Below are 23,817 nucleotides of genomic sequence, written 5' to 3' on the forward strand. Positions count from 1 at the left end.
GGCGGATCCAACCGGCCGCGCTTCAACCAACCCAGTGTCCGTCGTCGTGGTATTCGGCCTCCAGCCCGTGCGGCGTCTTCTCCCACTTATGCGGGCTGGTAAGCATCTGCCAGGCCGCCCGCCAGGCCGCTACTGAGTGCAGCACCCAATAGAACGGGTTGAGCAGGGCGAAGATCGCGATCCTCCATCCGTGCCGGCGAAGGGTAGCGAGACCGGAGACGATGATCATCATGGCGTTGCCGAACAGCATGGACACCACTCCGCCCACCAGCAACCATTCGGGCAGGACCAGGCCAACAATGTCGTAGCCGATGTACGTGACCACGGTGAAGCCCACCACGAGCGGGTAGGCAAGGAACGCCAGTGGGGTTCCCAGGATCAGGCCGAGGAACCCGACGGCGCCGGCAACACCTGTGCTCTTGATGTAACGCACCGTGTTCCGGGTATTGACGGCCGAGGTGACCATGTATCCCTTGATCCAGCGGGTGCGTTGCTTGATCCACGCCGGCACCTGCGAGCACGCTTCTTCCCACGTAGTGGAGTTGATGACGCCCACGCGGTATCCGTCCACGGCCGCCCGGAGTCCCAGATCGGCATCCTCCGTGACGTTCCATGGGTCCCACGCACCGACTTCCTTCAGCAGCGAGGTCACAAAGTGGTTGGAGGTCCCACCCAGCGGCAGCGGGATCCCTGAGTTGTCCAGGCCAGGGAGCATCGAGTCAAACCAGTGCGTGTATTCGATGGTGAACATCCGGGTGAGGACGTTCTGGTCCGCGTTGAAGTAGTTGAGCGCAGCCTGGACGCAGATCAACGGTTTGCGGTCCGGGTTGAGGTGTTCCCGTTCAAAGGCGTCCTGCTTGAACGCGGCGATGGAAGCACGCAGCTGGCCGGGCTCGGGGCGGTCCTCGGCATCGTAGATGACCACGTACTCACCGCGGGCGAACGTCAGCCCGTAGTTGCAGGCCCTTGGCTTGGTCTGCGGATCACCCTTGGGCACGATGAGGATTCGGACGTATTCCGGCGGCCGCGAAGCCTTCGCCGCGGCGATGGTCTCGGCGTCGTCTTCTTCCAGGAGGACCAGGACATCCAGCTTGGAACGTGGGTAGTCCAGTTGGCCCAGGTTGGCCAACAATTTGTCGATGATGTTCGCTTCCCGGAATACCGGAACCAGGATCGTGTAGACAGGCAAGTCGCCATCGGGGACCCGTTCCTCCGCCAAGGGAGGCAGTCCACGCGTGGCCCTCTCCTTATCCCTGGCTTTGGCCACTGCGGCGTCACGCATCCGGTCGAAGGGGCTGCGGAGACTGGCGAGCGTCTTGAAGCCGATGCTCACCAGGAATACGACGTTTGCTGCTGCCAGAAGGACGATCAAAGCCGTCAGCGGAGAGAGCACGAACGCAGTGATTAGTCCCGTGAGCAGGACCACCGGGAGGTAGCGCTGCCATGGGGTCAGGGCGGTACGTGCGGATTCGCCGGGCCGCTCTTCGGCAAGGCGCTCGGCGGATTCGTAGAGGAGGTGGCGCCGGAAGGAACGCTGGATGGACTGGTTGATGTCCCAGTCGGTGGTGGTGCGAAATTCAACAGATGCGGCGCCGAAAAAACGCGCCGCTTCCTCTGCGATGGCCGTTGACGGAGCCACCGCAGTGGCCACCGTCAATACGTCACCGTCCATCTTCCATGGCAGCCACTGCGGCTCGCCCACATCGCTGTACCCCAGCACCTCCATCAGCTGGTCGTCCACCGGTTCAGCCACCAGGTCCACCAGCGGCGCGTCCCAATGCTGTGCCAGGACTTCATAAATCCGACGGCGGTCCAGCCCGGCCTCCAGGATCAGGTGCCTGCCCAGCAGCCCACCTTCGCTCGCCGCTCGATCCAGCGCACGCTGCAGCTGTTCCGGGGTGATGAGCCCCGCCGCAAGCAGCGTCTGGCCAATCGACTGCCGGTTGAGCGTGGAGTCCGCCAAACGTGAAAGGGAAGTCATCAGTGGGAGGACCTTTCATAGATCCGGTGGGTTGGAGTCGAGAATGCCACGGAGTAGCGGACAGTGAACGACGGGTTCGCCACGATCGCCTGGTACACAAGGTCCGTGGGACCCGAGTCCCGTGCTCCCTTTCCGGCTTCAACGTTGACGAATACCCACTGCGCGTACTTGGCAGGGTCCTTCAGCGCCGGAGCAAAGTAGTCTCCGGAGGCGCGGTTGTAGATCTCTTTAAGGGGAATGCCCATGACAGGAAGCACGGCATTGCCCCGGGCGCTCTCGTCCATGAGGATTCCACCGGCCTGGTAGTGCTCTTTAAGCCAGCGCGCCGCGGCCGTGGAGTTAGTGGTGGATTCCGCTGACATCCGCCCCTCCGCCAGGACCGCGAGACGACCAGTGGGATCCTCCCCCCACCAGAGGTTCTGCACCACGAGTCCAGCAAGCAACACGCCGATCAGCACGGGCTTGATGCGGGCCGGGCGGGTGAACTCCTCCACCACCACAGCTGCCAGGATGGCCACCAGGGGCAGCGCCGTCAGCGCGAAGCGGTTGTTCCACCACGTTGACGGCAGCGAATGGTCGTTGTTGATGGCCGTCTGCCCCAGGAAGAGGCTCAGCACCGCAAAAGCATACGCACTGCCGGTCACCGCCACCAGCAGGGTGCTGTTGGCAAAGCCCCGCCTGAAGACCAGCACGACGGCGCCACATGCCGCCAGCGCGAGGACCACCACGCCGACTGTCTCCAACAGGGACCAATGGAAAGTAGTCAGCGTGAGTCCCAGGTTGCCCTTGGTGGGCAACAGGCCGCCGTCGGTGATGTTCTTCTGCTGCGCGTAGGCGGAGTACTGCCCGAACATAAACTCCAGCGGGTTGCCGTAAATGGCCCAGTTGTAGGAAATCCACCAGAGGACCGCCGCGGCCGGAATCATCACGTAGCCACCGGCCATGATGAATGCCTCCCGCCACGCACCGGTGCGGCGCTTGGCGACGATCAACACCAACAGGGTTCCGGTCATCACCAGCGCCCAGCCTTCGTAACGGGAAAGCACTGCGGCGGCGGACGGAATACCGGCGAAGACGGCCAGCTCTCCGGCACTCATTCGACGGCGGCTGGTGGCCCAATGCGCCAAGCCAGCCATGCCGCCCACGATGCACATGATGAGCACCGGTTCCGTCAACGCCGTGGTGTAGACGTACAAAACCGCCGGGTTGGCCAGGACCACCAGGGTCGTGGCGAGACGTCCGGCCCTGCCCAATCCGAGTCGGGCTGCGATCAAGTACAGGCCGGTGGTGGTGGCGGACAACGCCAGGATCCCCAGGATTCCGGCAGCCCAGCCCGTGCTGAACAGCCACATATTCAGCACGAACGGCGCCAGCAGCAGGTGCGGCATGGGCAGCCACACGGTGCCCAATTGTTCAAAGCCGGGCGCCTTGCTGTCGAAGATTCGCCGGGCGATGGTCAGGTGGCTTTGGGCATCCGAATAGTCCAGGTTGGTGCCCTGGCCGATCGTGTACAGGCACGCGAGGTAGCCCACCAGCAGTGAAACCACGGCTACCACCCTGGTGCCGGGAACCTTGCGCCCTGCCACGGGCGCACCGAGGCGCGCCCAGGCCCACGTGACCAGCCCGGTCACCGAACGCAGCAGTGTCAGAGGCCCCGGTGTCAGCGACCGCGCCGCCGGACGCCGGTGGGCGGCCCGCGGACGAGCGGCGGCGCTAGTTGTCATGACCCGGTTTCGCAGGTCCTGTGGCATCTGCCGGTTGTCCCGCCATTTGCTCAGCATCCACATATGCCCGTGCTGCCCGGGCACGACGCCGCAGGAGCACTGTCCGGGCGGCGAACGCCAGGCCCAGGACCACCACTGCCCCGCCGATCCACCAGGCATAGGGACGGTAGTCATCGGTTACAGCCTTCTGCGGAACCAGCACATTGCTCTCCAGCAGCACGGGAGTTCCCGACGGCTGGGTCACCAGGAGGTTCCGGGACAGCGATGCCCAGCCGCCTTCAACTGCACCAACATGGGAGGCCAATGAAGACTGGAGCGTGGACGCGGCGGCAGCGTCATTTTCAGGTGCCCAAGCACCCAGGAGCAGCAGATTCCGGCCGCCTTGCTCAAAAGCCTCCAATACGCCGTACGGAGCCGAGGCGCCTACGCCGTATTCGACCTCGTCAGGCGAGATGGTGCGGAACTCCGCCAACCGCAGCGGTGCGGACAGCTTATTTGCGACGTCGGCGGTGGCACCCACCACCAGCCCGGACTCGCTGGAGCCAGCCAAGGCGTCTAGGCCCACCACGCGGGTATCCAGCAGGGAGGCACTGTCACGCTGCAGGGAAGCCAGCAGCGTCGCTGCGTTGACGGTGTTGGCTTGGGCGTTGCCATCGCCGAACGCTACCTGAACGCTCTGTCCAAAAGCCTGGGGGAATCGTTCGAAGCCGGCTTTCGTGGATCCGCCACGGACCGCCGTGAGGGTGCTGCCAGAGGTATCCAGGGTGACTTCCATGGGCATGACACCTGCGGGCCCGGTGCAATCGCCGCCTGCCGGGAGGGCGGCCAGACGGATCCGGAGGCCATTCTTCGCCTGTAGCTGGCCCGCTGGAACCTCAGCATCCACCGTGAAGGTGTCACCGCCGTCGAGGTTCTTGGAACTGAGCAGGTAGTCATTCCAGAAGACCGAGAGCTGCGCCTGTGCGTTGTCCGGGACAGCCGTGTGCGTGCCCTTGAGCTGGACTTTCACCGACAAAACCGGGCCTCCGAACTGCGACTGGGAGACGCCCACAAAGGATTCCGGGGTGCCGTAGCCGGAGAGTTTCAGGGTTGTGCTGCCCAGGTCCTTGAGGCTCTGGACCAGGCCCGGTGCGGCAGGCAGCGCCGAGGTCAGGCCGGTCACGGAGGAGGTCACGGCCAGCGCGGTTTTGTCGCTGGCAAGCGCCCGGGCGGCGGTGCGGAGTTGTTCGTCGTGGCCGCTGAGGATGAGCTGCGGGAGGTCCGCTGCCGTGGCCAGCTTGGTGGCGGTTTCTCCCGGGTCTGCGGTGACGCTGAGGATCCGGCTGCCGGCCGGGAGAGTGGCAGCGCGCGCCACCAGCTCGGCTTCCGGAAGCACTGCGACGGCGGCGTCCGGATAGCGTTGGGCCATGGCGGCCGAGGCGGTCATGATGGCGGCGGAAACATCCGCGCCGGGATCCGCGGGGACGGGAAGCACGACGGCGGGCACGGACGCCGGGAAGAACTCGCCCACCGTGGTGGGTGCTTTGGCGGTCCCGCTGAAGTCGACCGTCATGTTGTTCAGGGTTGCCGTGGCGTTGGAGACCACGCACATGGTGTGGGTTACCGGTATGAGCTGCAGCCCCACCGTAAGCTGCTGGCCAATAACGTCGGCATTGCTGACCGCTTCGTCCAGGGGAACCGTGGCTGCAGCGTTCGTTTCGAGGATGACCCGGCCGTTGACCGTTGCCCGGACCGTACCCTCAGGTTTCCCCGACACCGCGATGGTCCCCTTCACCCGGGTGGGTTCCAACCCTGCCGTCACGGGCACCACTACCATCTGCTCAGTCTGGCCCGAGAGCGCTGAAACACTGGAGGATGCCCGGACAGCCGTTCCCTGGCCCGGAGAGGCATCTCCCGGTGAGGCGGAGGCAGGTGCAGCGCCGATTCCCAACACACTGACGGTGGCAAGTGCAAAGCTGGCGGTGGCGAGCAGGATCCGGACCGGATGAGAGGGGGCGTGGGTGCGCGGGCGTAGCCGGGAAGGGGTTTGGGGCACGATGTCAGTCCTGAGTAACTAGCAGCGAATGAGTCCGTGGGCCGGTTGGGCCAACCTCATAGACACTGCCGAACGGAACTCAAGGCGCCTTGCTGCGTTGGCTCAAGATTTGATCAAGTCCACATGGCATACGTCACCTGACCTGCGGTGATAATGGACCATGTGGATCGGATGGATTGAGTTCGACGTCCTTTTGGGCGATGTCCATAGTCTCAAAGAGAAGCGCTCCATGGTCCGGCCCCTCGTGGCCGAGCTCAAACGCCGCTTCGACGTGTCAGCTGCCGAGACCGGGCTCCAGGACCAGCATCGGCGTGCGCTGATTGGAGCCGCGTTGGTGGCCCCGGATCACGCCCACCTGCAGCAGGTGCTCGACGCCGTTGAACGGTTCGTGGCTGCCCGGCCTGAGTTTGAGCTGCTCAGCGCACGGCAACGGGAGCTGCACAGCGAGGACTAGTACCCGATCACTGCCAGGCGTGTGGAGTCCAGGTGCGCGTCGATGGCTTTGTGCGCTTTGTCGAGGCTTCGGCTGCGGAGTGCGTCGACGATCAACTGGTGTTCCCGGAGGACGTCCCCGGCCCGATCCGTGGCCTGGCTGACGGCTTTAACGCCGATCCTGAGTTGTTTTTGCCGGAGTGACGCGTAGAAATCAGCCAGGACGGGGTTGCCGCCCGCACGCACCATGAGGGTGTGGAACTCGGTATCCAGTTCGATGAACCTGGCGGGATCGTCCCGGGCTTCCTGCTGCTGGTCTATCACGCGCTGGAAGGCATCGATCTGGGCATCAAGCATGGTTTCCACCGCCGAGACGGCCCATTTCTCCACGACGGACCTGGCCTGCAGGATGGCCCGGACGTCGGGATCAGAGATGGGTGGCACGTAGGCGCCCTTGTGCGGGATCCGCTTGACGAATCCTTCAGCTTCAAGGCGCAACAGTGCCTCACGTACGGGCGTTCGTGAAGTACCCGTGGTCTTGGCCAGGACTCCCTCGTTCAGGAAGGTTTCTTCCTCACGCGGCAGGGCTGCGATGTAGCTTTTCATCCACTGGTAGGCCACTTCTGGCTGCGACTGTGCAGTGGGGGTCATCTGGATCATGCAGAGCCTTTCTCGCGTAGCCCAGTATACGAGTTGCATTCAGCAGCTTGGGGGACATCCAAAAAACTTCTGCTTTAAATATAGACAGGTTGTATACAACACGTCTACAGTGATCTTAGTGACTCCGCTCACGCATCGGAAATACCCCAATTTTCCTGGGAGTTCGCGGCCCGGCCCACCGGAAGCTACGCGGCTGCCAATCGCAAAGGATCCCCACATGACCGATATGAAGAAAGCTGAACCCAAGCAACAGAAGCACTCCAGCCTGCCTGTTGTAGCTGCTTCGAGCCTGGCCGGCACAGCCGTGGAATGGTACGACTTCTTTCTCTACGGCACGGCAGCAGCGCTGGTATTCAACAAGCTCTACTTCCCCACCGACGATCCCATGGTCGGCACCATGCTGGCACTCGGAACGTTCGCCGCGGGCTTCCTGGCACGCCCCATCGGGGCCATAGTCCTGGGGCATCTGGGCGATAAGCACGGCCGGCGCGCCACGTTGGTGGCCAGCCTGATGCTCATGGGTGTCGCCACCACCCTCATCGCCTTCATCCCGTCGTATGCAGCGATCGGCCTCACAGCGCCGCTGTTGCTCCTGCTTCTCCGCTTGATCCAGGGGTTTGCCTTGGGTGGTGAGTGGGGCGGAGCTGTCCTCCTCGTCTCCGAGCACAGCAATGAGAGCGCACGACGCGCATTTTGGGCTTCCTGGCCCAATATGGGACCGCCCCTGGGCAACCTGATGGCCGCCGGCGTCCTGGCCATCCTCGCTGCCACCATGCCGGAGAGCGAGTTCCTGGCCTGGGGCTGGCGGATAGCCTTCGGCCTGTCCGCACTCCTGGTGGTTATTGGCCTGGTCCTGCGGCTCTACGTGCAGGAAACCCCGCTGTTCAAGGAAGCACAGCGGAAGCGCGAAGCCGAGGGCAACAAGGAACGCAAGATGCCCCTGACTATCCTGTTCCGCCGTAACTGGCGCGAAATCCTCATCGCCACCGGCAGCCGGATGGGCGAGAACGCGGGCTTCTACATCTATTCGCTGTTCATCATCACCTACGTCACCCAGATCATGGGACTGCAGAGGCAGACAGGTCTCACCGCCGTCATGATCGGGCAGGGCGTCGCCGTCGTCGCTATTCCCATCCTGGCGCTTTACGCGGACAAGGTGGGCCGCAAACCCATCCTGATCGGGGCCTCGATTGCCACCATGGTGTGGGCCTTCGCGTTCTTCGCCCTGCTCAATACCGGACAGACCTGGGGAATCATCGCGGCCGCCGTGGGTGGCCTGCTGATCTTCGCGGCGTACAGCTCGGTCATCGGCGCTTTCTTCTCCGAACTCTTCCCAACGGACGTCCGGTACAGCGGCACCTCAGTGGCCTACAACATGGCATCGCTGATCGCCGGTTCGTTGTCACCGATCATTGCCTTGGCTCTCTACAGCGCTTTCGGCACCGGCTATGCGATCGGCATTTACCTGGCCGCCATGGGCCTGATCTCCATGGTCTCGGTGATGTTTGCCAAGGAAACCAAGGGCCTTCGCCTCAGCGACCTGGACAACGAACCCGCAAAGGAAAAAGTATGAAAATCGCCCTCGTCCAGGTAGCCAGCCCGGACTCCGAAACCCGCGAAGACCGCATCCACCGCGTCGAAGACATCCTTCGGGGCATCAACGGCGCCGAGCTGATCGTCTTGCCGGAGCTGTGGAGCGCAGGCTACTTCCACTTCGACGAATACGAGGCCTTGGCGGAGACACTCACAGGCCCCACGGTGACCATGTGCTCACGGGTAGCCAAAGACCTCGGCGTCTACCTTCATCTGGGCAGCATCATCGAAGCGGGCGACGACGGCCGGCTCAGCAACACCTCCATCCTGCTGGGCCCCGAGGGCAACGTGGTCCACACGTATCGGAAGATCCATGTGTTCGGCTACCAGTCCAAGGAGGCGAGCCTGCTGACGGCAGGTTCATCCCTTCCCGTCGCCCCCTTGCCTTTCGGGTCTGTCGCAGGCATCACCTGCTACGACCTCCGGTTCCCAGGGTTGTGGATGGAGCTGAGCGAACGCGGCGCTGAGATCGTGATCGTTCCTGCTGCCTGGCCGGCCGCCCGGCGTGAGCACTGGCGCCTGCTCACCACGGCCAGGGCACTGGAGCACCAGATCTTCGTCATCGCCTGCAACGCGGCGGGCACCCAGGAAGGCGTGGAACTCGGAGGGCACAGCCGGGTGGTGGATCCCGCCGGCAACATCCTTGCCGAAGCGTCCTCCGACGAAACCGTACTGATGGTGGACATCGATCCTGGCCAAGTCAACGCAGTCCGCGCCGAGTTCCCCGTCATCGGCGACCGCCTCGCGGCCTACGACACACTCACCGTTTAGAACCAACACCGTTGGGAAGCACTTAAGGAGACGGAATGGAAACAACAAGGCAAGTCCCCCTCACCTTCCGGGTAGTGGGCACAGAGAAGACCATCATGGTCACGGATTTCCACGGTGTGGTGGCAGGTTACACAGGCCGGGATCCGAAAGCGGTACAGCACCACATCGATGAACTGGCAGCCATTGGGGTGGCTCCACCGCCAGAGGTCCCCATGTTCTATCGGATGGACTCGGATCTGTTTGAAACGGCGGGCGAGCATGACACCTCGGAGAACCTGACCTCCGGTGAGATCGAGCCTCTCTATATCCGCCACAACGGCAAGTACTACCTCGGTATCGGCTCAGACCACACGGACCGGGACATTGAAGCCCGGGACATCGGCGATTCCAAGCGCGCCTGTCCCAAGCCTGTCGCAGCAGAGGTCATCGAGGTGGAGTCGCTGGAAGACCTTGACCTCGACCAGTGCACCGCACGCTCATGGGTGGACGGCGAGTTGTACCAGGAGGGTTCGCTGAGCGGCCTGCGCAAGCCGGCCGACGTCGTCGAGCGCCTCCTCGCACGCACCGACATCGGTGACGCCGACTTCATGTGCCTTGGGGGCACCCTGCCACTGCTGAACGGGAAGTTTGTTGACGGAACTTCCTGGAAGTTGGAGCTCTCCTTCCCGAATGGGACCACCATTGAACATAACTACAAAATGAAGAAAGGCTCACTCTGATGAGGACCGGAAATGAGTATCTGAAGTCCCTGAACGACGGCCGGACGGTGATCCTCGATGGCGAGGTAGTCGGCAACGTCCTGGAACACCCGGCCTTCGCGAAGGTTGCCCGGACCATGTCCGAGCTGTTCGACATCGCAGCCGATCCCGCCAACGGAATGCAATTCCACTCCGAGGAGATCGACGGGACGGCCAACCGGACCTTCGCCGCCCCCCGCACGCAGGAAGAGCTCGTCCTGCGCCGCCAGGCCATCGAAAAGTGGGCCAAGCACACCCACGGCTGGGTAGGCCGCAGCCCCGATCACGTGGGGACGTTCTTCGCCGCGTTCGGTTCCCACCCGGACGTCTTCAAGAATGAGGAACGTGACTTCGCCGGGAACGTTGAACGGTACTACAAGAGGATCCTGTCCGAGAACCTGTACCTTTCCTACGCGATCATTCCCCCGCAGGTTTCCCGCGCAACCACAGCGTCCGGTTGGGAAGGCGAATACCTGCAGGTCGGCGTCGTGCGTGAAACCGAGGACGGCATTATTGTCCGCGGCTCACAGATGCTCGCCACGGGCGCCGCGATCGCCGACGAAGTCTTCGTCACCTGCATCAAGCCCCTGGGCCCGGACGATGTGGACTTCGCCGTCAGCTTCGCCATCCCCGTGGCCACCGACGGACTGAAGCTCTACTGCCGCCGCCCGTTCGCACCGGCCGCTACCAGCGACTTCGACTACCCACTGACCAGCCACTACGACGAACCTGACGCGCTGGTGGTCTTCGATGATGTGCTCATTCCTTGGGACCGCGTGTTCATCAACCGGAACATCGACACCTTGCGCCGCCAGTTCTTCGACACCGGTGCCCACGCCCTGGGCAACTGGCAGGCCCAGATCCGGTTCTCCACCAAGCTCAAGTTCATCGCCTCGGTGGCCCGCAAAGTGACGCAGGTGAACGGGACGGACAAGATCCCCGGCGTCCAGGAGAAGCTCGGCGAACTCGCTGCAATCGTGCAGTCCGTTGAGTCGGCGGTTCTCGCCGCGGAATACACGGCAACAACGGACGACGCCGGCATGAGGGTCCCGGGAAAGAGCGCACTGTACGGGGCCATGGGCTTGCAGTCCGAAACGTACCCCCGCGTGATCTCGATCCTGAGGGACCTGGTGGGTGGTGGCGTCCTGCAGTTGCCGTCCAGCATTGCCGACATGACCAGCAGCGTGACCCGGCCGGACATGGAACGCTACGTCCAGTCGCCCGGCGTCAGCAGCGAGGAACGCGTCAAGCTCTTCAAGCTCGCCTGGGACATCATCGGTTCCGAGTTCGCCGGCCGCCATCAGCAGTACGAAATGTTCTACGCCGGTGCGCCCTTCGTGGTCCGCGGCGCCTACACCTACCGGAACTACGGCTACGACGCCCTGGTTGCGGAGCTGGACACGTTCCTGGGCTCCTACAGCATCGACGGCACCACCGCATCGGAGGGGATCTGACCATGGCAAAGCCCGAATTCGAGTTCACTCCCGTATCGACGGTGGACTTCGCACCCTGCACCCCGCACATCGAGGGCCTGTCCGAGGCGGTCCTTGCCCGGGATTCCGACAACGACAGCGTTACCCGGATCCTCAAGTTCGAGCCCGGCACGGATACTTCCCCCAACGGCGTCCTCACGCATGACTTCTGGGAAGAGGTCTTCATTTTCGAGGGCTCGTTCGTGGACCAGCGCCTCGGCAGGACTTTCAAAGCCGGAGACTGGGCTACCCGTCCTCCTGGAATGGAGCACGGTCCTTGGATCTCGGAGAATGGCGCAAAGATGTTCGAAGTCCGGTACTACACGGATCCGGTACCAGCGGAGCGGAGCAACTGACATGAGCCTGGCACCAGCCTTCACCATCCCCGACGCCATGGGGATGCGCCGCGCCATGGGCCGTTTCGTCACCGGCGTCGCTGTGGTCACCACCCAGCACGAGGACGAGCAGTACGGGATGACCATCAGCTCGCTGACGTCCATCAGCCTTGAACCACCCATCCTGATGATCTCGCTGAACTTCAGCACCCGGACCGGCGAGGCCTTGATGGAAAGCGGCAAGTTCGCGGTGTCCATCCTCGGCGCGAAGCAGGAGTCAGTTGCCCGGCGGTTTGCCGTCCGTGGCGGGGACCGCTTCGGCGACGGCGATTTCGACGTCACAGACAGTGGCCTTCCGGTCATCAAGGGTGCCCTCGCCCAGGCGGACTGCAGTGTGGTGCAGCAGTACGACGTCGGCGATCACCAGGTCTTCTTCGGCCAGGTCACCACGTGCCGGGACCGGGACGGCGAGGTGCTGGCGTTCAAGGCGGGACGTTTCGGCTCGTTCAGCGACTTCGGCCATGCCGAGATCCCCTGGATGTTCTGAGCAGTCCTTAAACACGTGGTGCCCGGTTTCTTGAACCGGGCACCACTTTTGTTTTGGCTAGGCGATGGTCAACTCGCCCATGCGGTCCCAGCCGCTGCCTTCGAACTGGCGGCTGATGATGTGCGGAGTTTCCACGAGGGCCTGCGGCATGTCCGCCATGGCCTTCTTGAAGTGGGCGCTGTTGACGTGGGCTTCGGCGGCATCGTCCTGGAAGGCTTCCACCAACACGAACTCGTTGGGGTTATCCACGCTGCGGGACCAGTCGAACCAGAGGTTGCCCGGCTCAGCACGGGTTGCTTCGGTGAAGTCAGCCACGAGGTCCAGCCAGCGCTCGGACCAATCAGGCTTGACGTTGAATTTGACCACAATAAAGATCACGGGCTGCTGCCTTTCGTTGCACTACAGATCCGTTCCATCTTTACAGAAGTTAAACCCGACGGCGGCCGCCACCTCAGGTGACGACCGCCGTCGAACGCTGTCTTTGGCTCGGTTGAACTACTTGGACGTGCCCTGCGAAACGGAACCCTGCAGCTGGCGCTGGAAGATCACGTAGACGATGAGCACCGGGATGACCGTGACGCTGACGGCTGCGAACAGCGCGCCGTAGTCCACTGCGTAGCCCATCTGGCCGGCGAAGGCCGCGAGTTCCTGCGAGAGGACCCGCGGGCCGGCGGCGTTGATGGACACCGGAATCAGGAACTGGTTCCAAAGGCCCAGGAAGTTGAAGATGGCAACCGAGGCGAGGCCCGGCTTGGCCATCGGCAACATGACCTGGAAGAACGTCCTCCACTCCCCTGCGCCGTCAAGCGCTGCTGCTTCGGTGATTTCGTGCGGCAGAGACTTGAAGAAGGAGAAGAGGAAGAACACCGTGAACGGAAGCGCGAAGCCCACATACACCAGGATCAGGCCCGGCAGGGTGTTCAGCAGTCCCATGTTCTTCAGCACGAAGAACAACGGCACCATGGCAAGGAAGATCGGGAACGTCAGTCCGGCGAGCATCAGGTAGTAGATGGCCCTGCTGCCCCGGAAGGTGTACCGGGCCAGGACGTAGGCACACATCGCACCGAGGACCATGACGATCACCAGTGCTGCGGCCACAACGATGATCGAGTTCAGGAAGGCGCTGCCGATGCCGGCTTCGCTCCAGGCCTTGACATAGTTGTCCAGCTTCCATTCACCAGGCAAAGCGAACGGTGAAGCGAAAATCTCGCTGGAGGTCTTGAAGGAGGACATGAACGTCCACAGGAGCGGCAGGATAACTATCAGCGTCCAGATGGTCAGCGCGGTGTGGGACACCGCTCCCACCACTTTGTCGCCCTTCGTGGTTGCCGGGGTCCGGGGCTGGAAGTGCAGTGACTTCATTTCCGGGGTTGAGACTTTGGTACTCATTACAGGCTCACATCCTTATCGCCGCCGGTGAGCCGGTTGACCAAAAACACCAGTCCGGAGAAGATCAGCGTGGCAATGGCCAGCACAACGCCCATGGCGCTGGCGAGACCGAACTGTCCCTTGCTGAAAGCCGTGAAGAACAGTTGTTGTGCCATGACCAACGTGGAATTGTCCGGACCACCGCCGGAGTTCAGCGCGGCCATGTAGACGAACGCGTCCAGTGCCAGGATGCCCATGTAGATATAGGCGGTCTGGATGTTGTCGCGGATCAGCGGGATGGTGATGGACACTGCGGTGCGGAAGCGGCCCGCGCCGTCGATCCTGGCGGCCTCGAAAAGCTCCGCAGGAATGCCCTTGATGCCGGCGACGAACAGGACCATGTAGAACCCTACGAAGCCCCACACAATTACGAACATCGTGGCGATCATTGCGGTGTTCTTGTCACCCAGCCAGGCGAAGTCCTTGAACTGGTCCAGGCCCAATCCGGTGAGGATGCCGTTCAGCAGTCCACCGGAGGGATCGTAGATCTGCCCCCACATGATGCCAATGGCCACAGCGGGAATGGTGTACGGGAAGAACGAGACCACACGGTAGAAGCTGGAATTGCGCAGGCCCTTGATCTGGCCTTTGCTGCTTCCACCCACTGTCACCAAGGAGGCAAGGACCAAACTGAGGATGATGGTGATGATCGGGAGGAAGATCACCAGGACGATGTTGTTGGACATCGCCTTCATGAAGATGTCGTCCGTGAAGATCTTCACATAGTTTTCAAGGCCGATGAAGTTCTGGTTCGGCGAAAAACCGGACCAGTCCGTCAACGAATAACCGAAGGCCTGGATGAACGGCCAAATGACGAACAAGAGGTAGATCGCCAACGGCAGTCCGAGGAAGACGGCAAAGAAACTGACCTTGTCCCACGTCAACGGCTTCCGCCGCCGCTTAATCACTTGCGGTGGAGCCGGCGCCGGAACGACGGCGGCCAGGCCGTCGTCGTTCCGGCTCTGCTGAGTTTTCACTGACGTCACTTCACTTCGATCTTCTTGACCGAGCTGTCATTGCGGACCTTGTCGGTGATGTTCTGGAGTGCCGAGGTGAGGGTTGCGACGTCCGACTTGCCGTCCAGGAAGGTGTTCCAAACCACCAGCTGGTCCTTGTTGGTGCCGTACAGGTCGATGAAGTTCCAGGTGTAGATGTTCTCGCCGGCGTCACTGAGCATCTTCGTCTGCGAAACCAGGGCTGTGGACCCGAATCCATCGGCCGGGACGGTGTCCTTGACGATGGTGGGAGCAAGCTTGGTCTTGGCGAAGTTGGTGGCAGCTTCCTTGGAGAGCATGATCCGGAGCAACTCCTTGCCGCCGGCGGCGTTCTTGCCCTGGCTCGGAACAATGAACGGCTCGCCTGCAGCGCTGTGAAGTGCTGTCTGCGGCATCTTGGGGCTGGCGCTCACGGACGGGGCCGGGGCACCCATCATGTTGAAGCCGGCCTTGGTCTGGTCCTTCATTTCGTTCTCGATCCAGGAACCCGAGGGGTAGAACACAGCCTCCTGGGCGTTGCTCCACTGTGCCTGGGCGGCCGTGAACTGGGTGCCGGAACCGCCGGGCTTGAAGAAGCCGGCCTTGACGATCTTGTCCAAGGCCGTGAAGACGGACTGGATGGCCGGGTGCGACCAGCAATCGGCCTTGAGGTTCTCCAGGGCGAGGCGAACGTCGTCGCCGCCTTCCTTGATGGCAGAGGCAATGGCCAGTTCCTGGTAGTACGTGGCAGCTTCCTTGCCCCAGACAAAGAGGTACTTGCCCTTGGCTTTGGCCTGCTCGCCGAGTGCGTACATCTCATCCCAGGTCTTCGGAACGGTCCAGCCGTTTTCCTTGAGCAGGGAGTCGGAGTACCACACGGCAAAGACGGTCAGGACGTAGTTCAGTGCAGCAAGCTTGCCGTCGAATGTGCCCGGAGCCAGTACGCCTGTGTACAGGGTGTCCTTGATGACCTTGCCTTCAAGGTTCTTGGCCTCCACAACGCTGGTGAGGTCCTCGAGCTGGGCAAGGATGGTGCTGAAGCCGATGGCCTTGGCGCCGGAGTTGTCGATCAGGTCCGGCGGGTTGCCACCGACAAAGCGCGGCTGAAGTTCCTGGGCGATATCCGTGGACGGGGAGATCTTGGCCGTGGAACCCTCATGCGCCTTCTCGAAGGCCTTGCCTGCGAACTCGACGTAGTCGATCCCGTAGCCGCCCTTGAAGATCACGGCGTCCACTGTGGACTTGTCTGCCATGCCGAACGGGTTGGTGTCGGAGACAGTGCCTGTGGGGCCGGCGGTGGTGGTGCCGCCACCTGCGGCACATGAAGCAATGGTTCCCCCCATGGGCACGAGCACGGCTGCAGCGAGTGCTCCGCGCAGGAATCCACGGCGACCGACGGACTGGTGCTGAACGTTCATTTCTAAACCCTCCAGTGACTCGTAGTGTCGACTGTTGCGGCGGAAAAGCCGGTCAGTCAGACAGTCTGGGTTGGCGCTCTGGCAGCACCAACCTTCTGTGACATAATTCACCACGAATGATCGAAAATCAATATTTCGCGGCAGTTTCGATCAACATATGTCAAAGCGTGATCTTTCTATGGTCCTTCGGCGAGGGCTTTTCCGCACTCCGTGATGGCTTCCCGGGCCAACGCCTTCTGCCCCTCGGATCCCAGTCGTTCCGCCCATTGTTCGGCCAATTGGAACTCCACCATGGCCTCCGTGAGCCGCTTTTTACCCCTCAGAAACGTCCCGAGGCCAACGTGCAAAGCAATCATCCAGCGCTTGGTCCGCTCATCACGTGCTGTCGAGGCATATTCGAGGGCACTTCGCATCCAAACCTCGGCGTGCGCGGCATCCGCGAGCGAGAGCATGTGGAGTGCATCGACGGCCAGGAATTCCTCACCAAGGTGGTCCGCCAACTCGGCAGCCTGCTCCAGGAGGGGAACAGCCATGGCGGGGCGTCCGCCGGCGTTCAAAACCCGCCCGCGCTCCAGGAGGATGCGCACGCCTACGGTGGGCTCGTCGTCGTCGATGTCGTCCAGCAGCGCATCGGCTTCCTCAAAGCGTCCTTGCAAACTGATGGCCCGCCCAAGCTGGGTTGCCAACTCAGCACGTTCGTCGGCGTCGTACATTTCCTCGATCATCGCGGCACGGAATCTGGCCTCCGAGGCAGCCGGATCGCGAAAGTTCCATAAGTGGTCCAGTGTCTTCTGATCCAGCATCAAACCGCTCCTGACCAGCCCATAGCTGAGGTCTTTAGGTATGCAGTATCAATCTAGCCCCATGTCAGCGCCGTGGGGAGGGTGTGCGCGGGCGTGTCAGTTGCCTTGCGGCTTTGCGAGCCGGGCCCAGCCCAGTTGCTCCTGCTGCTTCCGGCTCAACGTTGCCACCACCAGGTCATAAGAGTCCTCCACCATGTCCCGCACCATTTGGTCGGATAGGCCACCATCCAGGCGAACACCGTTCCAATGGGTCTTGTTCATGTGCCAGGCACCCGTGATTTCAGGGTTTGCCGCCCTGAGCTGCTCTGCCAATGCGGGCTCGCACTTGAGGCTCACGGACCAGTTATCCGGATCCATCGTGGAAAGGGCGAACATCTTCGCCTCGTGGCGGGCACCCCCGGCGACGGCGGCCCGCACCTTGAACACGGACGTCTCAGGCCCGAAGGGGAAGTCTTCAAAGGCGCCCGGAAAGCCCAGGCAGATGTCGCGGAGGGTGGAAACGTCCATGGAGCGAGCCTACTGGCGCTCCGGGCGCGGGGCCACGTCTACGCCGCTGCCTACGCCACGCCCAGGAAATCCTCCAGCAGCACTACTTCCAGCCCCGCAGCCAACTGGGCCGCGCGGAAAGCAGCGAGGTCGGCGGCGAATTCGGCTCGGAAATGCATGAGCACAATGTCCCCCGGGCGCAGGGAGTTCCCCACCTGATAGTCCATCTTGCCCGCGTTGGCCTTGGCTTCCCAGGTGACGATCGCCTTCATGCCCGATGCCGCCACGGCTTGCCGCATCACGTTGGAGTAAGCCCCTCCAGGCGGCCTGAAGAGCGTGGGCCGGCGGCCGTAGTGCTGGAACGCGTACTCCTGCATTCCCACCATGTCGTTGACCTGCTGCTGGTAACCCCACTGCCGGACCATGTTGATGTTGTGCGTGACCGTATGGTTCTCAACCAGGCTTCCCTGGGCTTTGAAGGCGTTGAAGAAAGCCGGGTTGTCCGCCACCGTGTCCTTGGTGAGGAACAGTGACGCGGGGTAGTCGTACTCCGCCATCAGCTTCACGGATTCAGGCGTCTTGATGTTGCCGTCATCGATGGTCAGGAACACCACCGGGTGCTTCGTCTCGATCTTGCTGATCACTGGCGCCAGGCCGCCCACGATCGGCGGGAGTTGGTAGTCCGGAATGAAGGTGCGCCGGATGCGCTTGGTGGGGGTGGGCGTGGTGCCAGGCGTCGGCGTCGTCGAAGCGGACGACGCCGGAACCTCGCCTCCGACCCCCAGTGCACCGTTCTGCCCCGGCGCCTCGGGCGACCCGGCGGCTCCAGTGGGCGTCAGCGCCGGCGTCGAACTTTCCGCTGCTGTACAAGCTGTCAGGCCGGCCACCACGGAAGCGCCAAGGATGCCGAAAGCGGCCCGCCTGCTGGGAGTGGAAATTGGCACCGCAGAATGGCCGCCGAACATGGTTGTCCCCCAAGACTCAGGAATTGATTCAGCTGAAATCTAACAGAGGAACCGGGCCTGGAATCACAAGCCGTAGTGCCAGCCTTCGCGCGCCGGGCAGGAGTTCACTACCACTTCGAGCCCCGCGTCCTTGGCACGCTGGGTAGCTTCGTCGTCGAATACGCCCAATTGGAGCCACACGGCCTTGGCGCCGATCGCAATCGCTTGGTCGATCACCGCGCCAACGCGCTGGGAGTTGACGAAACACTCAACAACGTCGATGGGATGCCTGGCTGCCGGAATATCGGCAAGGGTTGGGTACCCTTTCTCGCCGTGAACGTCCTCCCCCTTGAGATTTACGGGAATGATTTCCATGCCCATGGTGTCCCTGACATAGAGCGAGACCTCATACGCGGAACGCCACTGGTTGGTGCTGAGACCGACGATGGCCCAGGTGCCCTTTGTTCGCATCAAGCGTTCCACGACGTCAGGATCGTTGACATGCATCATCCCCCCAGACTACCTGCCCACCGACGGGCCTTCTGGCCGAATATTCTGCGTCTGTGCCCAGATGGCGGGTGTCTAGCGGTGACCCTGCTTCAGCCACTTCTTCCACTGGTCCGTCACGGGCTGGAACTGTTCTGGGGTGCGTTTGTCGGACAGCGCCGGAAGCAACGCTCCTTGCTTGCCGCTGAGCCCGGGCTTTGCCGGCTTTCCGGTGTCGGTTTTTGACGCTTCAGCCTTAGGGCTATCCGCGCTCTGCCGCCCGAACTGGTCTTCCTTGGCCTGCGGCCCTTGGGCTGCGCCGCCAAGTGATTTGTTCGGCTTGGCAGTTCCTGGATGGGCAGAGCTTGCGTCGGCAGCGCCCGGCTGGGCAGCGCCGGCGTGGGCAGCGCCGGCGTCGGCAGGTTTAGGTACTGGAACTGCCGGGACGGCGTCGGGCGCATGCGCCTGTGCCTGTGCCTGTGCCTGTGCCTGTGCCTGTGCCTGTGCCTGTGCCTGTGCCTGTGCCACATTGTCGGCATCAGCAGCCGCGGGGAGTGGAATGGTTGCCGCTTCCAAGGCAGGTGGAATCGCCGCGGGGTCTGCAGCAGGAGCCGGTTCCGTAGTGACTCTGGGAGCGTCAGGCGATGGCAGTTCGGGTGCCGCGATTGATGGCCGGGGGTGGAAATTGCTGATGAGCTGGTCAATGAAGGAAGGGTTCCGGGTGAATCCCGAGCTGGCCGCGGCGACGCCGCTCACCCCAAGTCCCATTGCAGCCACTACCGCGATGCTGACCACTGTGGTCCGGTGCTTGTGACGCCAGCGATGCTTGGACAGTTCATCGTGTGGGCCGGCGATCATGGCAGCGAGTTCCGGGCTGGGAGCCGGAGCCGGAAGGTTGGCGAAGGTACCCAGCGAAACCAGCGCTTGGCGGACGTCTGAAGCGTCGGCGAGTCCGGCGTCGAGCAGTAACTCGTCCACGATCGCTTCGCGTTCTGTATCCCTGCATGTCATGGCGACACATATTCCTTTACTGCCGAATGCTCACGGAGCGCAATGAGGGCCCGGCGCTGTAATTGCTTGACTGCGCCGGCAGTTTTCCCCATGATGTCGGCTACCTGTTCAACCGTCAGGCCGGCCACGATGCGGAGATGCAGGACCTCACGCTGCTCCTCGCCCAGGTTGTCCAGAAGCGCCGCAACCTCATATGGCGCCAGTCTGGACAAAGCTTCGGCCTCTGCAGAACTCGTTTCGCGGGTGTCCCGTTCGGGCTCGAACTCGTGCTGTATCGGCGCCCGGTTTTGCTTCCGGTGCTCATCCACCATGCGTGCATGGGCCACCGAGAAAATGAAAGTCCGCAAGCCATTGACGCCACCGCTGAGGTCATCGAGCCGCGGCAACACCGCCAGGAACACGTCCTGCGTACTTGCTTCAGGATCGGGCACGCCTTTGGCCGTCAGGTATCCGAGAACCTGGCCCGCGTAGGCCTGGTAGACGGCGCTGAACAGTTCCGCGGTATTGCCCTTGAGCGCATGAAGCGCTTCGTCGGTCAACGCGTCGGTCACAATTGTGGGACTTTCGATCGGCGGCAGGTCCGTGGCTTTCCAGCCAGGTCACCCGCGTTGAACGACGGACAACCCCACCAAGGGTATCTGCTCTGCCGGGCCATCCCCAGGGAGGACCCGCTTGTCCGGGAAACTACTTTGGACAACTCCTCCGAACAAGGAAGAGCCGAGCTGGAACATGATGGGGGACAAATTCCAGCTCGGCCCTTTCACAGACGTAATCGACCACGGACGCCAAAGGGTTACGCGAGGTACAGATTTTTTTTGAAAACTTTTTGAGGGCAGCTGTTGTTACCTCCCTGCATCATGTTCTGGGGGCCGGTGTGGGAAGAGCCGGGCTCCCAACTAGGTAACAGTAAACGTCCCAGTGAGCGCTCAATGGGACATTTACTGTTACCTAGTTGGGCTGTTGGTCCGGCGCGTCCGTGGGGGCTTCGTAGCCTTCGGGAATCATCGGCACTGCGGCATCCAGCGCTCCGGTGTAGACACGCGCTGAGCTAAGGCGGCCGCCGCCACCCTTACCGCTTAGTTTCACGTGCAACCTTTTTGCGGTGACAACGGGCATCTGGTGAATGCGTCGGTGCCCCACCGTCTGCCCCTCAACAAGCCCCGCTCCACCATCAAGCCCCGCTCCCCCAACGCCGTCATCACCAAACACCGTGTGCTGAGTGATCCGTTGCCCCGAACTCAGGTCCTCCGTGAGTTCCACATGGTTGAACGTCACGGCAGCAGGGAAGCTCAGGGTCGCTCCGCCGTCGTAATGGTCAATAGTGGCCTCAACCGCGCCGGAGAGGCGACGGTCCAGCTCGGCCTTCCACTCCTGGAGCGTCGCGACATCCTGCTCCGGAAGCAGCCCCCGGGTGTCTGGAGGAAGGTTCAGCAGGAGGTTCGCACCCATTCCCACGGATTGGTAATAAATCGCCAGCAGGTGTTCGGTGGATTTGGGCTCGTCGTCCGGGTGCCAGAACCAGCCGCGGCGGAGGGAAACATCGCACTCCGGCGGTAGATAGTGTTCGATCCCCAGCCCTGAGCTGGACTCCGTGTACTGGGTGTCGGACGTGCGGTCCACCACGTAGTTCACGGGGTCCGACGCCAGCCCATTCTCATTGCCTACCCAGCGGATGGTGGGCTGGCCCATGTTGAAGATCATGGCGTCAGGCTGGTGCTCCTTAACAACAGCGATGATCCGTTCCCAGTCATACTCCCGGCCCACTGAACCCGCGCCGTCGAACCACAGTTCCATAAGCGGGCCATAACCGGTGCAGAGTTCCGTGAGCTGCTGGACGTAGAAGTCGTCGTAGGCCGCGGGATCGCTGTAACAGCCCGCGTTCCGGTCCCAGGGCGACAGGTAGAGCCCCAGTCCGACGCCCTGTTCTGCGCAGGCCTCGGCAACGTCGCGAACAACATCCCCTGACCCACCGCGCCAGGGCGAGGACGCGACGGAGTAGTCAGTTGTCGCCGTGGGCCAGAGGCAGAATCCGTCATGGTGCTTGGCAGTGAGGATCAAGTACCTCGCGCCCGCCTCCTTGGCCGCACGAACCCAGCTGCCGGCGTCGAGTTCTGTGGGGTTGAATTTCGACGGCGGTATGGTGCCGTCGCTCCACTCCTTGCCGGCAAAGGTATTGATGCCGAAGTGGATGAAGGCGCCGAATTCGAGTTGCTGCCAGCGAATCTGCGCGGGCGTGGGCGTCAGGTGGTTCACTGGGCGGTTTCCTGTCCGTGGATCAACCACTGCGCGGTGCGGATGATGGCATGATCGCCTTGTTCGGTTCGTAGCCCCGCGATGTCGGATCGTGTCACGGCCGCTCCCTCAAAGAGGCTGACGATAGCGGCCGCCACTCCCCTCAGGGACGGCTCCGACAGTTCCGGCCGGCCCCGCCGGACAACACCTTGAACGTGCGCAGCGTATTGGTGGTAAAAAGACCGCAGAGCACCGGCCGCCTGATCATCCGAGGCGGCCAGTGCCCAAATCTCCAAGTGCATCCTCACATCAGCCAACTCCGAATGCTCCAGAAGCAGCGCGGTGAGCAGACGGCCGGAATCGTCCCGGGACAACGTGCCTGACGCGTCTGAGCCGAGGTCGAACCCGGCTGTCTCCTCAAGCCGCCGCAGCGAGCGCTCCAGGGCTCGCTCAAGGACGGCGCGGATAAGGTCTGAACGGGTTGGAAAGTAGTGCTGCAGATGTCCGATCCGCACCCCTGCGGCAGCGGCAAAGTCCCGCATTGCAGCGTTCGCGTTGCCCTTGGTGACCAATACTTCTTCAGCAGCGTCAAGGAGCGCGGCCTTCCTGAGGGCGCCCTTGCTTTCGGTCATGACCTCAATATTGTCACACCGTGCGATTCAAGTTCCGCGAGCCGGGATGCAGGATCCGGCGCGGATTCGGGGAAGGAAACACCGGGCCGTGCACCCTCCGCGAGAACTGCGCGCAGCCCCAGCAATCCGCCCAACGCGGTCAGATGGGCCTGTCCCTGCGGATCTGAAATGACGGCCGTTCGTGTTGTCCCCGGTCCTTTCACGTCAACACGGATGTGGGCCGTGCCGCCCGCGCCGGGCGAGTACAACAGGGAGCGTCGCAGCGGCGTCCACCGTTCCCCACTCCCCCAGCGGAACAGTCCCACCGCACGTGCGGCGAGCAACGCCGTCGTGGACGTATTGGAGCTGAACCCAATCCGGGTGGCCACCGATCCGGCACCAAGGGTGAGCGGCAAAGTGAACTGTTCGGGAGTGTCGAGCCGTGCCACCTTGGTGCGGTGCCCGGCAATGTCTACCCAGCGGGTGTCGCTCAACGGACGTACGACGGCGGCCTTACCGCCTTTGCGTACTTCAAAGTCCAGTCCCAGCCGGTCCATGAAGTCCACTGAATCAACTCCAGCGCTGTCGTTGATGTCGTAACGGATGGCGACGTCAATCTGGTCACTGCCGCCCGCGTCCTGGGCCAAGGCTGCTGCCACGATGTTGATCACGCCACCCATCCAGCCCGAGCTCAGCAATACAGGAGCAGTGGGCCGCAGGAGTGTTGCCAGGGTGGCTGCCCTGGTGACGCGGCTGGTCCAGCGGGTGACGTCGACGTACGGAATGCCGGCACTGACGGCAGCGCGGAGAACTCTGTCGTCGGGGTCGTTGACAGTGCTGATCACCGCCCTGACCTTGGCTTCGAAGGGTTCCGGGCGGCTGAGGTCCCACCTTTGGAGGGTCACATTTCCGCTTGCCAGGTGGCTGCCGCGGTCCGGATTCCTGCCTGTGAGGAGCAATGGCCATTGGGTACCGGCGAGTCGCGTGAGTGCCGTACCGACGGTGCCGTAGCCGCCGACGATCAGGACGGGACCGGTGGGGTCAGATTCAAGGAGATCATTCATGACACTCACTTTAGGTCATTTGACCTAGAAATTCACAAACGCTGGAAACCCTATAGCTGCCACGCAACGGGGA

Annotated in this window: 24 protein-coding genes; 7 read left to right on the forward strand and 17 right to left on the reverse strand. The window is 62.6% G+C overall.

Annotated elements, in window-relative coordinates:
• Positions 1 to 22: 22 nt before the first annotated feature.
• Genes WBN73_RS13470 through WBN73_RS13480 form a run of 3 tightly spaced genes read right to left on the reverse strand, consistent with a single transcriptional unit; the run spans position 23 to position 5,740 of the window.
• Positions 23 to 1,981, reverse strand: coding sequence for a glycosyltransferase (locus WBN73_RS13470; RefSeq protein ID WP_337340493.1), 1,959 nt, complete (start codon positions 1,979 to 1,981; stop codon positions 23 to 25).
• Entirely contained in the window at positions 1,981 to 3,705 is a 1,725-nt protein-coding gene (locus WBN73_RS13475; protein ID WP_337340494.1) for an ArnT family glycosyltransferase, read from the reverse strand. Before WBN73_RS13475 ends, WBN73_RS13470 begins: the two co-directional genes overlap by 1 nt.
• Positions 3,695 to 5,740: a cellulose biosynthesis cyclic di-GMP-binding regulatory protein BcsB gene (locus WBN73_RS13480; RefSeq protein WP_337340495.1), complete on the reverse strand. Its 2,046-nt coding sequence runs from the start codon at positions 5,738 to 5,740 to the stop codon at positions 3,695 to 3,697. The genes WBN73_RS13475 and WBN73_RS13480 overlap by 11 nt, the downstream gene beginning before the upstream one ends.
• Before the next feature lie 160 nt (positions 5,741 to 5,900).
• Between WBN73_RS13480 and WBN73_RS13485 the strand changes: the two genes are divergently transcribed.
• Entirely contained in the window at positions 5,901 to 6,194 is a 294-nt protein-coding gene (locus WBN73_RS13485; RefSeq protein ID WP_207596162.1) for a DUF503 domain-containing protein, read from the forward strand.
• On the opposite strand, the gene WBN73_RS13490 is transcribed toward WBN73_RS13485, so the two are convergent.
• Positions 6,191 to 6,832, reverse strand: coding sequence for a GntR family transcriptional regulator (locus WBN73_RS13490; protein WP_089593584.1), 642 nt, complete (start codon positions 6,830 to 6,832; stop codon positions 6,191 to 6,193). The two genes, WBN73_RS13485 and WBN73_RS13490, sit on opposite strands and share 4 nt — an antisense overlap.
• Positions 6,833 to 7,049: 217 nt before the next feature.
• On the opposite strand from WBN73_RS13490, the gene WBN73_RS13495 reads away from it, so the two are divergent.
• The 6 genes from WBN73_RS13495 to WBN73_RS13520 are packed head-to-tail and all read left to right on the forward strand — an operon-like array spanning position 7,050 to position 12,287.
• Positions 7,050 to 8,405 (forward strand): MFS transporter, encoded by a 1,356-nt coding sequence (locus WBN73_RS13495; protein WP_337340496.1) that lies wholly within the window; start codon positions 7,050 to 7,052, stop codon positions 8,403 to 8,405.
• Positions 8,402 to 9,196 (forward strand): carbon-nitrogen family hydrolase, encoded by a 795-nt coding sequence (locus WBN73_RS13500; RefSeq protein ID WP_280626469.1) that lies wholly within the window; start codon positions 8,402 to 8,404, stop codon positions 9,194 to 9,196. Before WBN73_RS13495 ends, WBN73_RS13500 begins: the two co-directional genes overlap by 4 nt.
• 35 nt (positions 9,197 to 9,231) lie before the next feature.
• Complete coding sequence (locus WBN73_RS13505; RefSeq protein ID WP_207596159.1) at positions 9,232 to 9,915, forward strand: DUF2848 family protein; 684 nt, start codon at positions 9,232 to 9,234, stop codon at positions 9,913 to 9,915.
• Positions 9,915 to 11,387 (forward strand): 4-hydroxyphenylacetate 3-hydroxylase family protein, encoded by a 1,473-nt coding sequence (locus WBN73_RS13510; protein WP_337340497.1) that lies wholly within the window; start codon positions 9,915 to 9,917, stop codon positions 11,385 to 11,387. Before WBN73_RS13505 ends, WBN73_RS13510 begins: the two co-directional genes overlap by 1 nt.
• 2 nt (positions 11,388 to 11,389) lie before the next feature.
• Positions 11,390 to 11,761 carry a cupin domain-containing protein gene (locus WBN73_RS13515; protein WP_207596157.1) on the forward strand — a complete coding sequence of 124 codons (372 nt, stop codon included), beginning with the start codon at positions 11,390 to 11,392 and terminating at the stop codon, positions 11,759 to 11,761.
• 1 nt (position 11,762) lies between these two features.
• Positions 11,763 to 12,287, forward strand: a complete 525-nt coding sequence (locus tag WBN73_RS13520) for a flavin reductase family protein (protein ID WP_337340498.1) — start codon at positions 11,763 to 11,765, stop codon at positions 12,285 to 12,287.
• 57 nt (positions 12,288 to 12,344) lie between these two features.
• On the opposite strand, the gene WBN73_RS13525 is transcribed toward WBN73_RS13520, so the two are convergent.
• From WBN73_RS13525 to WBN73_RS13585, 13 genes are all read right to left on the reverse strand, one after another.
• Entirely contained in the window at positions 12,345 to 12,665 is a 321-nt protein-coding gene (locus tag WBN73_RS13525) for a putative quinol monooxygenase (protein ID WP_207596155.1), read from the reverse strand.
• 117 nt (positions 12,666 to 12,782) lie between these two features.
• Positions 12,783 to 13,676 carry a carbohydrate ABC transporter permease gene (locus WBN73_RS13530; protein ID WP_026541797.1) on the reverse strand — a complete coding sequence of 298 codons (894 nt, stop codon included), beginning with the start codon at positions 13,674 to 13,676 and terminating at the stop codon, positions 12,783 to 12,785.
• Positions 13,676 to 14,692, reverse strand: coding sequence for a carbohydrate ABC transporter permease (locus WBN73_RS13535; protein ID WP_242703509.1), 1,017 nt, complete (start codon positions 14,690 to 14,692; stop codon positions 13,676 to 13,678). Before WBN73_RS13535 ends, WBN73_RS13530 begins: the two co-directional genes overlap by 1 nt.
• A 5-nt stretch (positions 14,693 to 14,697) precedes the next feature.
• Positions 14,698 to 16,107: an N-acetylglucosamine/diacetylchitobiose ABC transporter substrate-binding protein gene (gene ngcE / locus WBN73_RS13540; protein ID WP_089593576.1), complete on the reverse strand. Its 1,410-nt coding sequence runs from the start codon at positions 16,105 to 16,107 to the stop codon at positions 14,698 to 14,700.
• A 176-nt stretch (positions 16,108 to 16,283) separates the two neighbouring features.
• Positions 16,284 to 16,910: a hypothetical protein gene (locus tag WBN73_RS13545; RefSeq protein ID WP_207596153.1), complete on the reverse strand. Its 627-nt coding sequence runs from the start codon at positions 16,908 to 16,910 to the stop codon at positions 16,284 to 16,286.
• Positions 16,911 to 17,006: 96 nt separating this feature from the next.
• Positions 17,007 to 17,417, reverse strand: a complete 411-nt coding sequence (locus WBN73_RS13550) for an MmcQ/YjbR family DNA-binding protein (protein ID WP_207596152.1) — start codon at positions 17,415 to 17,417, stop codon at positions 17,007 to 17,009.
• Positions 17,418 to 17,467: 50 nt separating this feature from the next.
• On the reverse strand, positions 17,468 to 18,340 hold the full coding sequence (locus tag WBN73_RS13555; protein WP_337340499.1) for a polysaccharide deacetylase family protein: 873 nt from the start codon (positions 18,338 to 18,340) through the stop codon (positions 17,468 to 17,470).
• An 84-nt stretch (positions 18,341 to 18,424) separates the two neighbouring features.
• A complete protein-coding gene (locus WBN73_RS13560) occupies positions 18,425 to 18,850 on the reverse strand; it encodes a CoA-binding protein (protein ID WP_207596150.1) in 426 nt (141 codons plus the stop codon).
• Between the two features lie 72 nt (positions 18,851 to 18,922).
• Positions 18,923 to 19,837 carry a hypothetical protein gene (locus WBN73_RS13565; protein WP_337340500.1) on the reverse strand — a complete coding sequence of 305 codons (915 nt, stop codon included), beginning with the start codon at positions 19,835 to 19,837 and terminating at the stop codon, positions 18,923 to 18,925.
• On the reverse strand, positions 19,834 to 20,388 hold the full coding sequence (locus WBN73_RS13570) for an RNA polymerase sigma factor (protein WP_337340501.1): 555 nt from the start codon (positions 20,386 to 20,388) through the stop codon (positions 19,834 to 19,836). The genes WBN73_RS13565 and WBN73_RS13570 overlap by 4 nt, the downstream gene beginning before the upstream one ends.
• A 397-nt stretch (positions 20,389 to 20,785) precedes the next feature.
• The gene (locus WBN73_RS13575; protein WP_337340502.1) at positions 20,786 to 22,090 is read right to left on the reverse strand and encodes an alpha-L-fucosidase; all 1,305 of its coding nucleotides are present in this window, start codon (positions 22,088 to 22,090) and stop codon (positions 20,786 to 20,788) included.
• The gene (locus tag WBN73_RS13580) at positions 22,087 to 22,701 is read right to left on the reverse strand and encodes a TetR/AcrR family transcriptional regulator (RefSeq protein ID WP_207596146.1); all 615 of its coding nucleotides are present in this window, start codon (positions 22,699 to 22,701) and stop codon (positions 22,087 to 22,089) included. Before WBN73_RS13580 ends, WBN73_RS13575 begins: the two co-directional genes overlap by 4 nt.
• Positions 22,698 to 23,744 carry a saccharopine dehydrogenase gene (locus WBN73_RS13585; protein ID WP_337340503.1) on the reverse strand — a complete coding sequence of 349 codons (1,047 nt, stop codon included), beginning with the start codon at positions 23,742 to 23,744 and terminating at the stop codon, positions 22,698 to 22,700. Before WBN73_RS13585 ends, WBN73_RS13580 begins: the two co-directional genes overlap by 4 nt.
• Between the last annotated feature and the right edge of the window lie 73 nt (positions 23,745 to 23,817).

This window comes from Paenarthrobacter sp. CCNWLY172, assembly GCF_037402035.1.
In the GTDB taxonomy this organism is placed as follows: Bacteria; Actinomycetota; Actinomycetes; order Actinomycetales; family Micrococcaceae; genus Arthrobacter.

Excerpts from the sequence above, each read along its gene's own strand:
- WBN73_RS13470 (WP_337340493.1), bottom strand. The coding sequence starts at position 1,981 with ATGACTTCCCTTTCACGTTTGGCGGACTCCACGCTCAACCGGCAGTCG.
- WBN73_RS13475 (WP_337340494.1), bottom strand. The coding sequence starts at position 3,705 with ATGACAACTAGCGCCGCCGCTCGTCCGCGGGCCGCCCACCGGCGTCCG.
- WBN73_RS13485 (WP_207596162.1), top strand. The coding sequence starts at position 5,901 with ATGTGGATCGGATGGATTGAGTTCGACGTCCTTTTGGGCGATGTCCAT.
- WBN73_RS13490 (WP_089593584.1), bottom strand. The coding sequence starts at position 6,832 with ATGATCCAGATGACCCCCACTGCACAGTCGCAGCCAGAAGTGGCCTAC.
- WBN73_RS13495 (WP_337340496.1), top strand. The coding sequence starts at position 7,050 with ATGACCGATATGAAGAAAGCTGAACCCAAGCAACAGAAGCACTCCAGC.
- WBN73_RS13500 (WP_280626469.1), top strand. The coding sequence starts at position 8,402 with ATGAAAATCGCCCTCGTCCAGGTAGCCAGCCCGGACTCCGAAACCCGC.
- WBN73_RS13505 (WP_207596159.1), top strand. The coding sequence starts at position 9,232 with ATGGAAACAACAAGGCAAGTCCCCCTCACCTTCCGGGTAGTGGGCACA.
- WBN73_RS13510 (WP_337340497.1), top strand. The coding sequence starts at position 9,915 with ATGAGGACCGGAAATGAGTATCTGAAGTCCCTGAACGACGGCCGGACG.
- WBN73_RS13515 (WP_207596157.1), top strand. The coding sequence starts at position 11,390 with ATGGCAAAGCCCGAATTCGAGTTCACTCCCGTATCGACGGTGGACTTC.
- WBN73_RS13520 (WP_337340498.1), top strand. The coding sequence starts at position 11,763 with ATGAGCCTGGCACCAGCCTTCACCATCCCCGACGCCATGGGGATGCGC.
- WBN73_RS13530 (WP_026541797.1), bottom strand. The coding sequence starts at position 13,676 with ATGAGTACCAAAGTCTCAACCCCGGAAATGAAGTCACTGCACTTCCAG.
- ngcE (WP_089593576.1), bottom strand. The coding sequence starts at position 16,107 with ATGAACGTTCAGCACCAGTCCGTCGGTCGCCGTGGATTCCTGCGCGGA.
- WBN73_RS13545 (WP_207596153.1), bottom strand. The coding sequence starts at position 16,910 with ATGCTGGATCAGAAGACACTGGACCACTTATGGAACTTTCGCGATCCG.
- WBN73_RS13550 (WP_207596152.1), bottom strand. The coding sequence starts at position 17,417 with ATGGACGTTTCCACCCTCCGCGACATCTGCCTGGGCTTTCCGGGCGCC.
- WBN73_RS13560 (WP_207596150.1), bottom strand. The coding sequence starts at position 18,850 with ATGATGCATGTCAACGATCCTGACGTCGTGGAACGCTTGATGCGAACA.
- WBN73_RS13565 (WP_337340500.1), bottom strand. The coding sequence starts at position 19,837 with ATGACATGCAGGGATACAGAACGCGAAGCGATCGTGGACGAGTTACTG.
- WBN73_RS13580 (WP_207596146.1), bottom strand. The coding sequence starts at position 22,701 with ATGACCGAAAGCAAGGGCGCCCTCAGGAAGGCCGCGCTCCTTGACGCT.
- WBN73_RS13585 (WP_337340503.1), bottom strand. The coding sequence starts at position 23,744 with ATGAATGATCTCCTTGAATCTGACCCCACCGGTCCCGTCCTGATCGTC.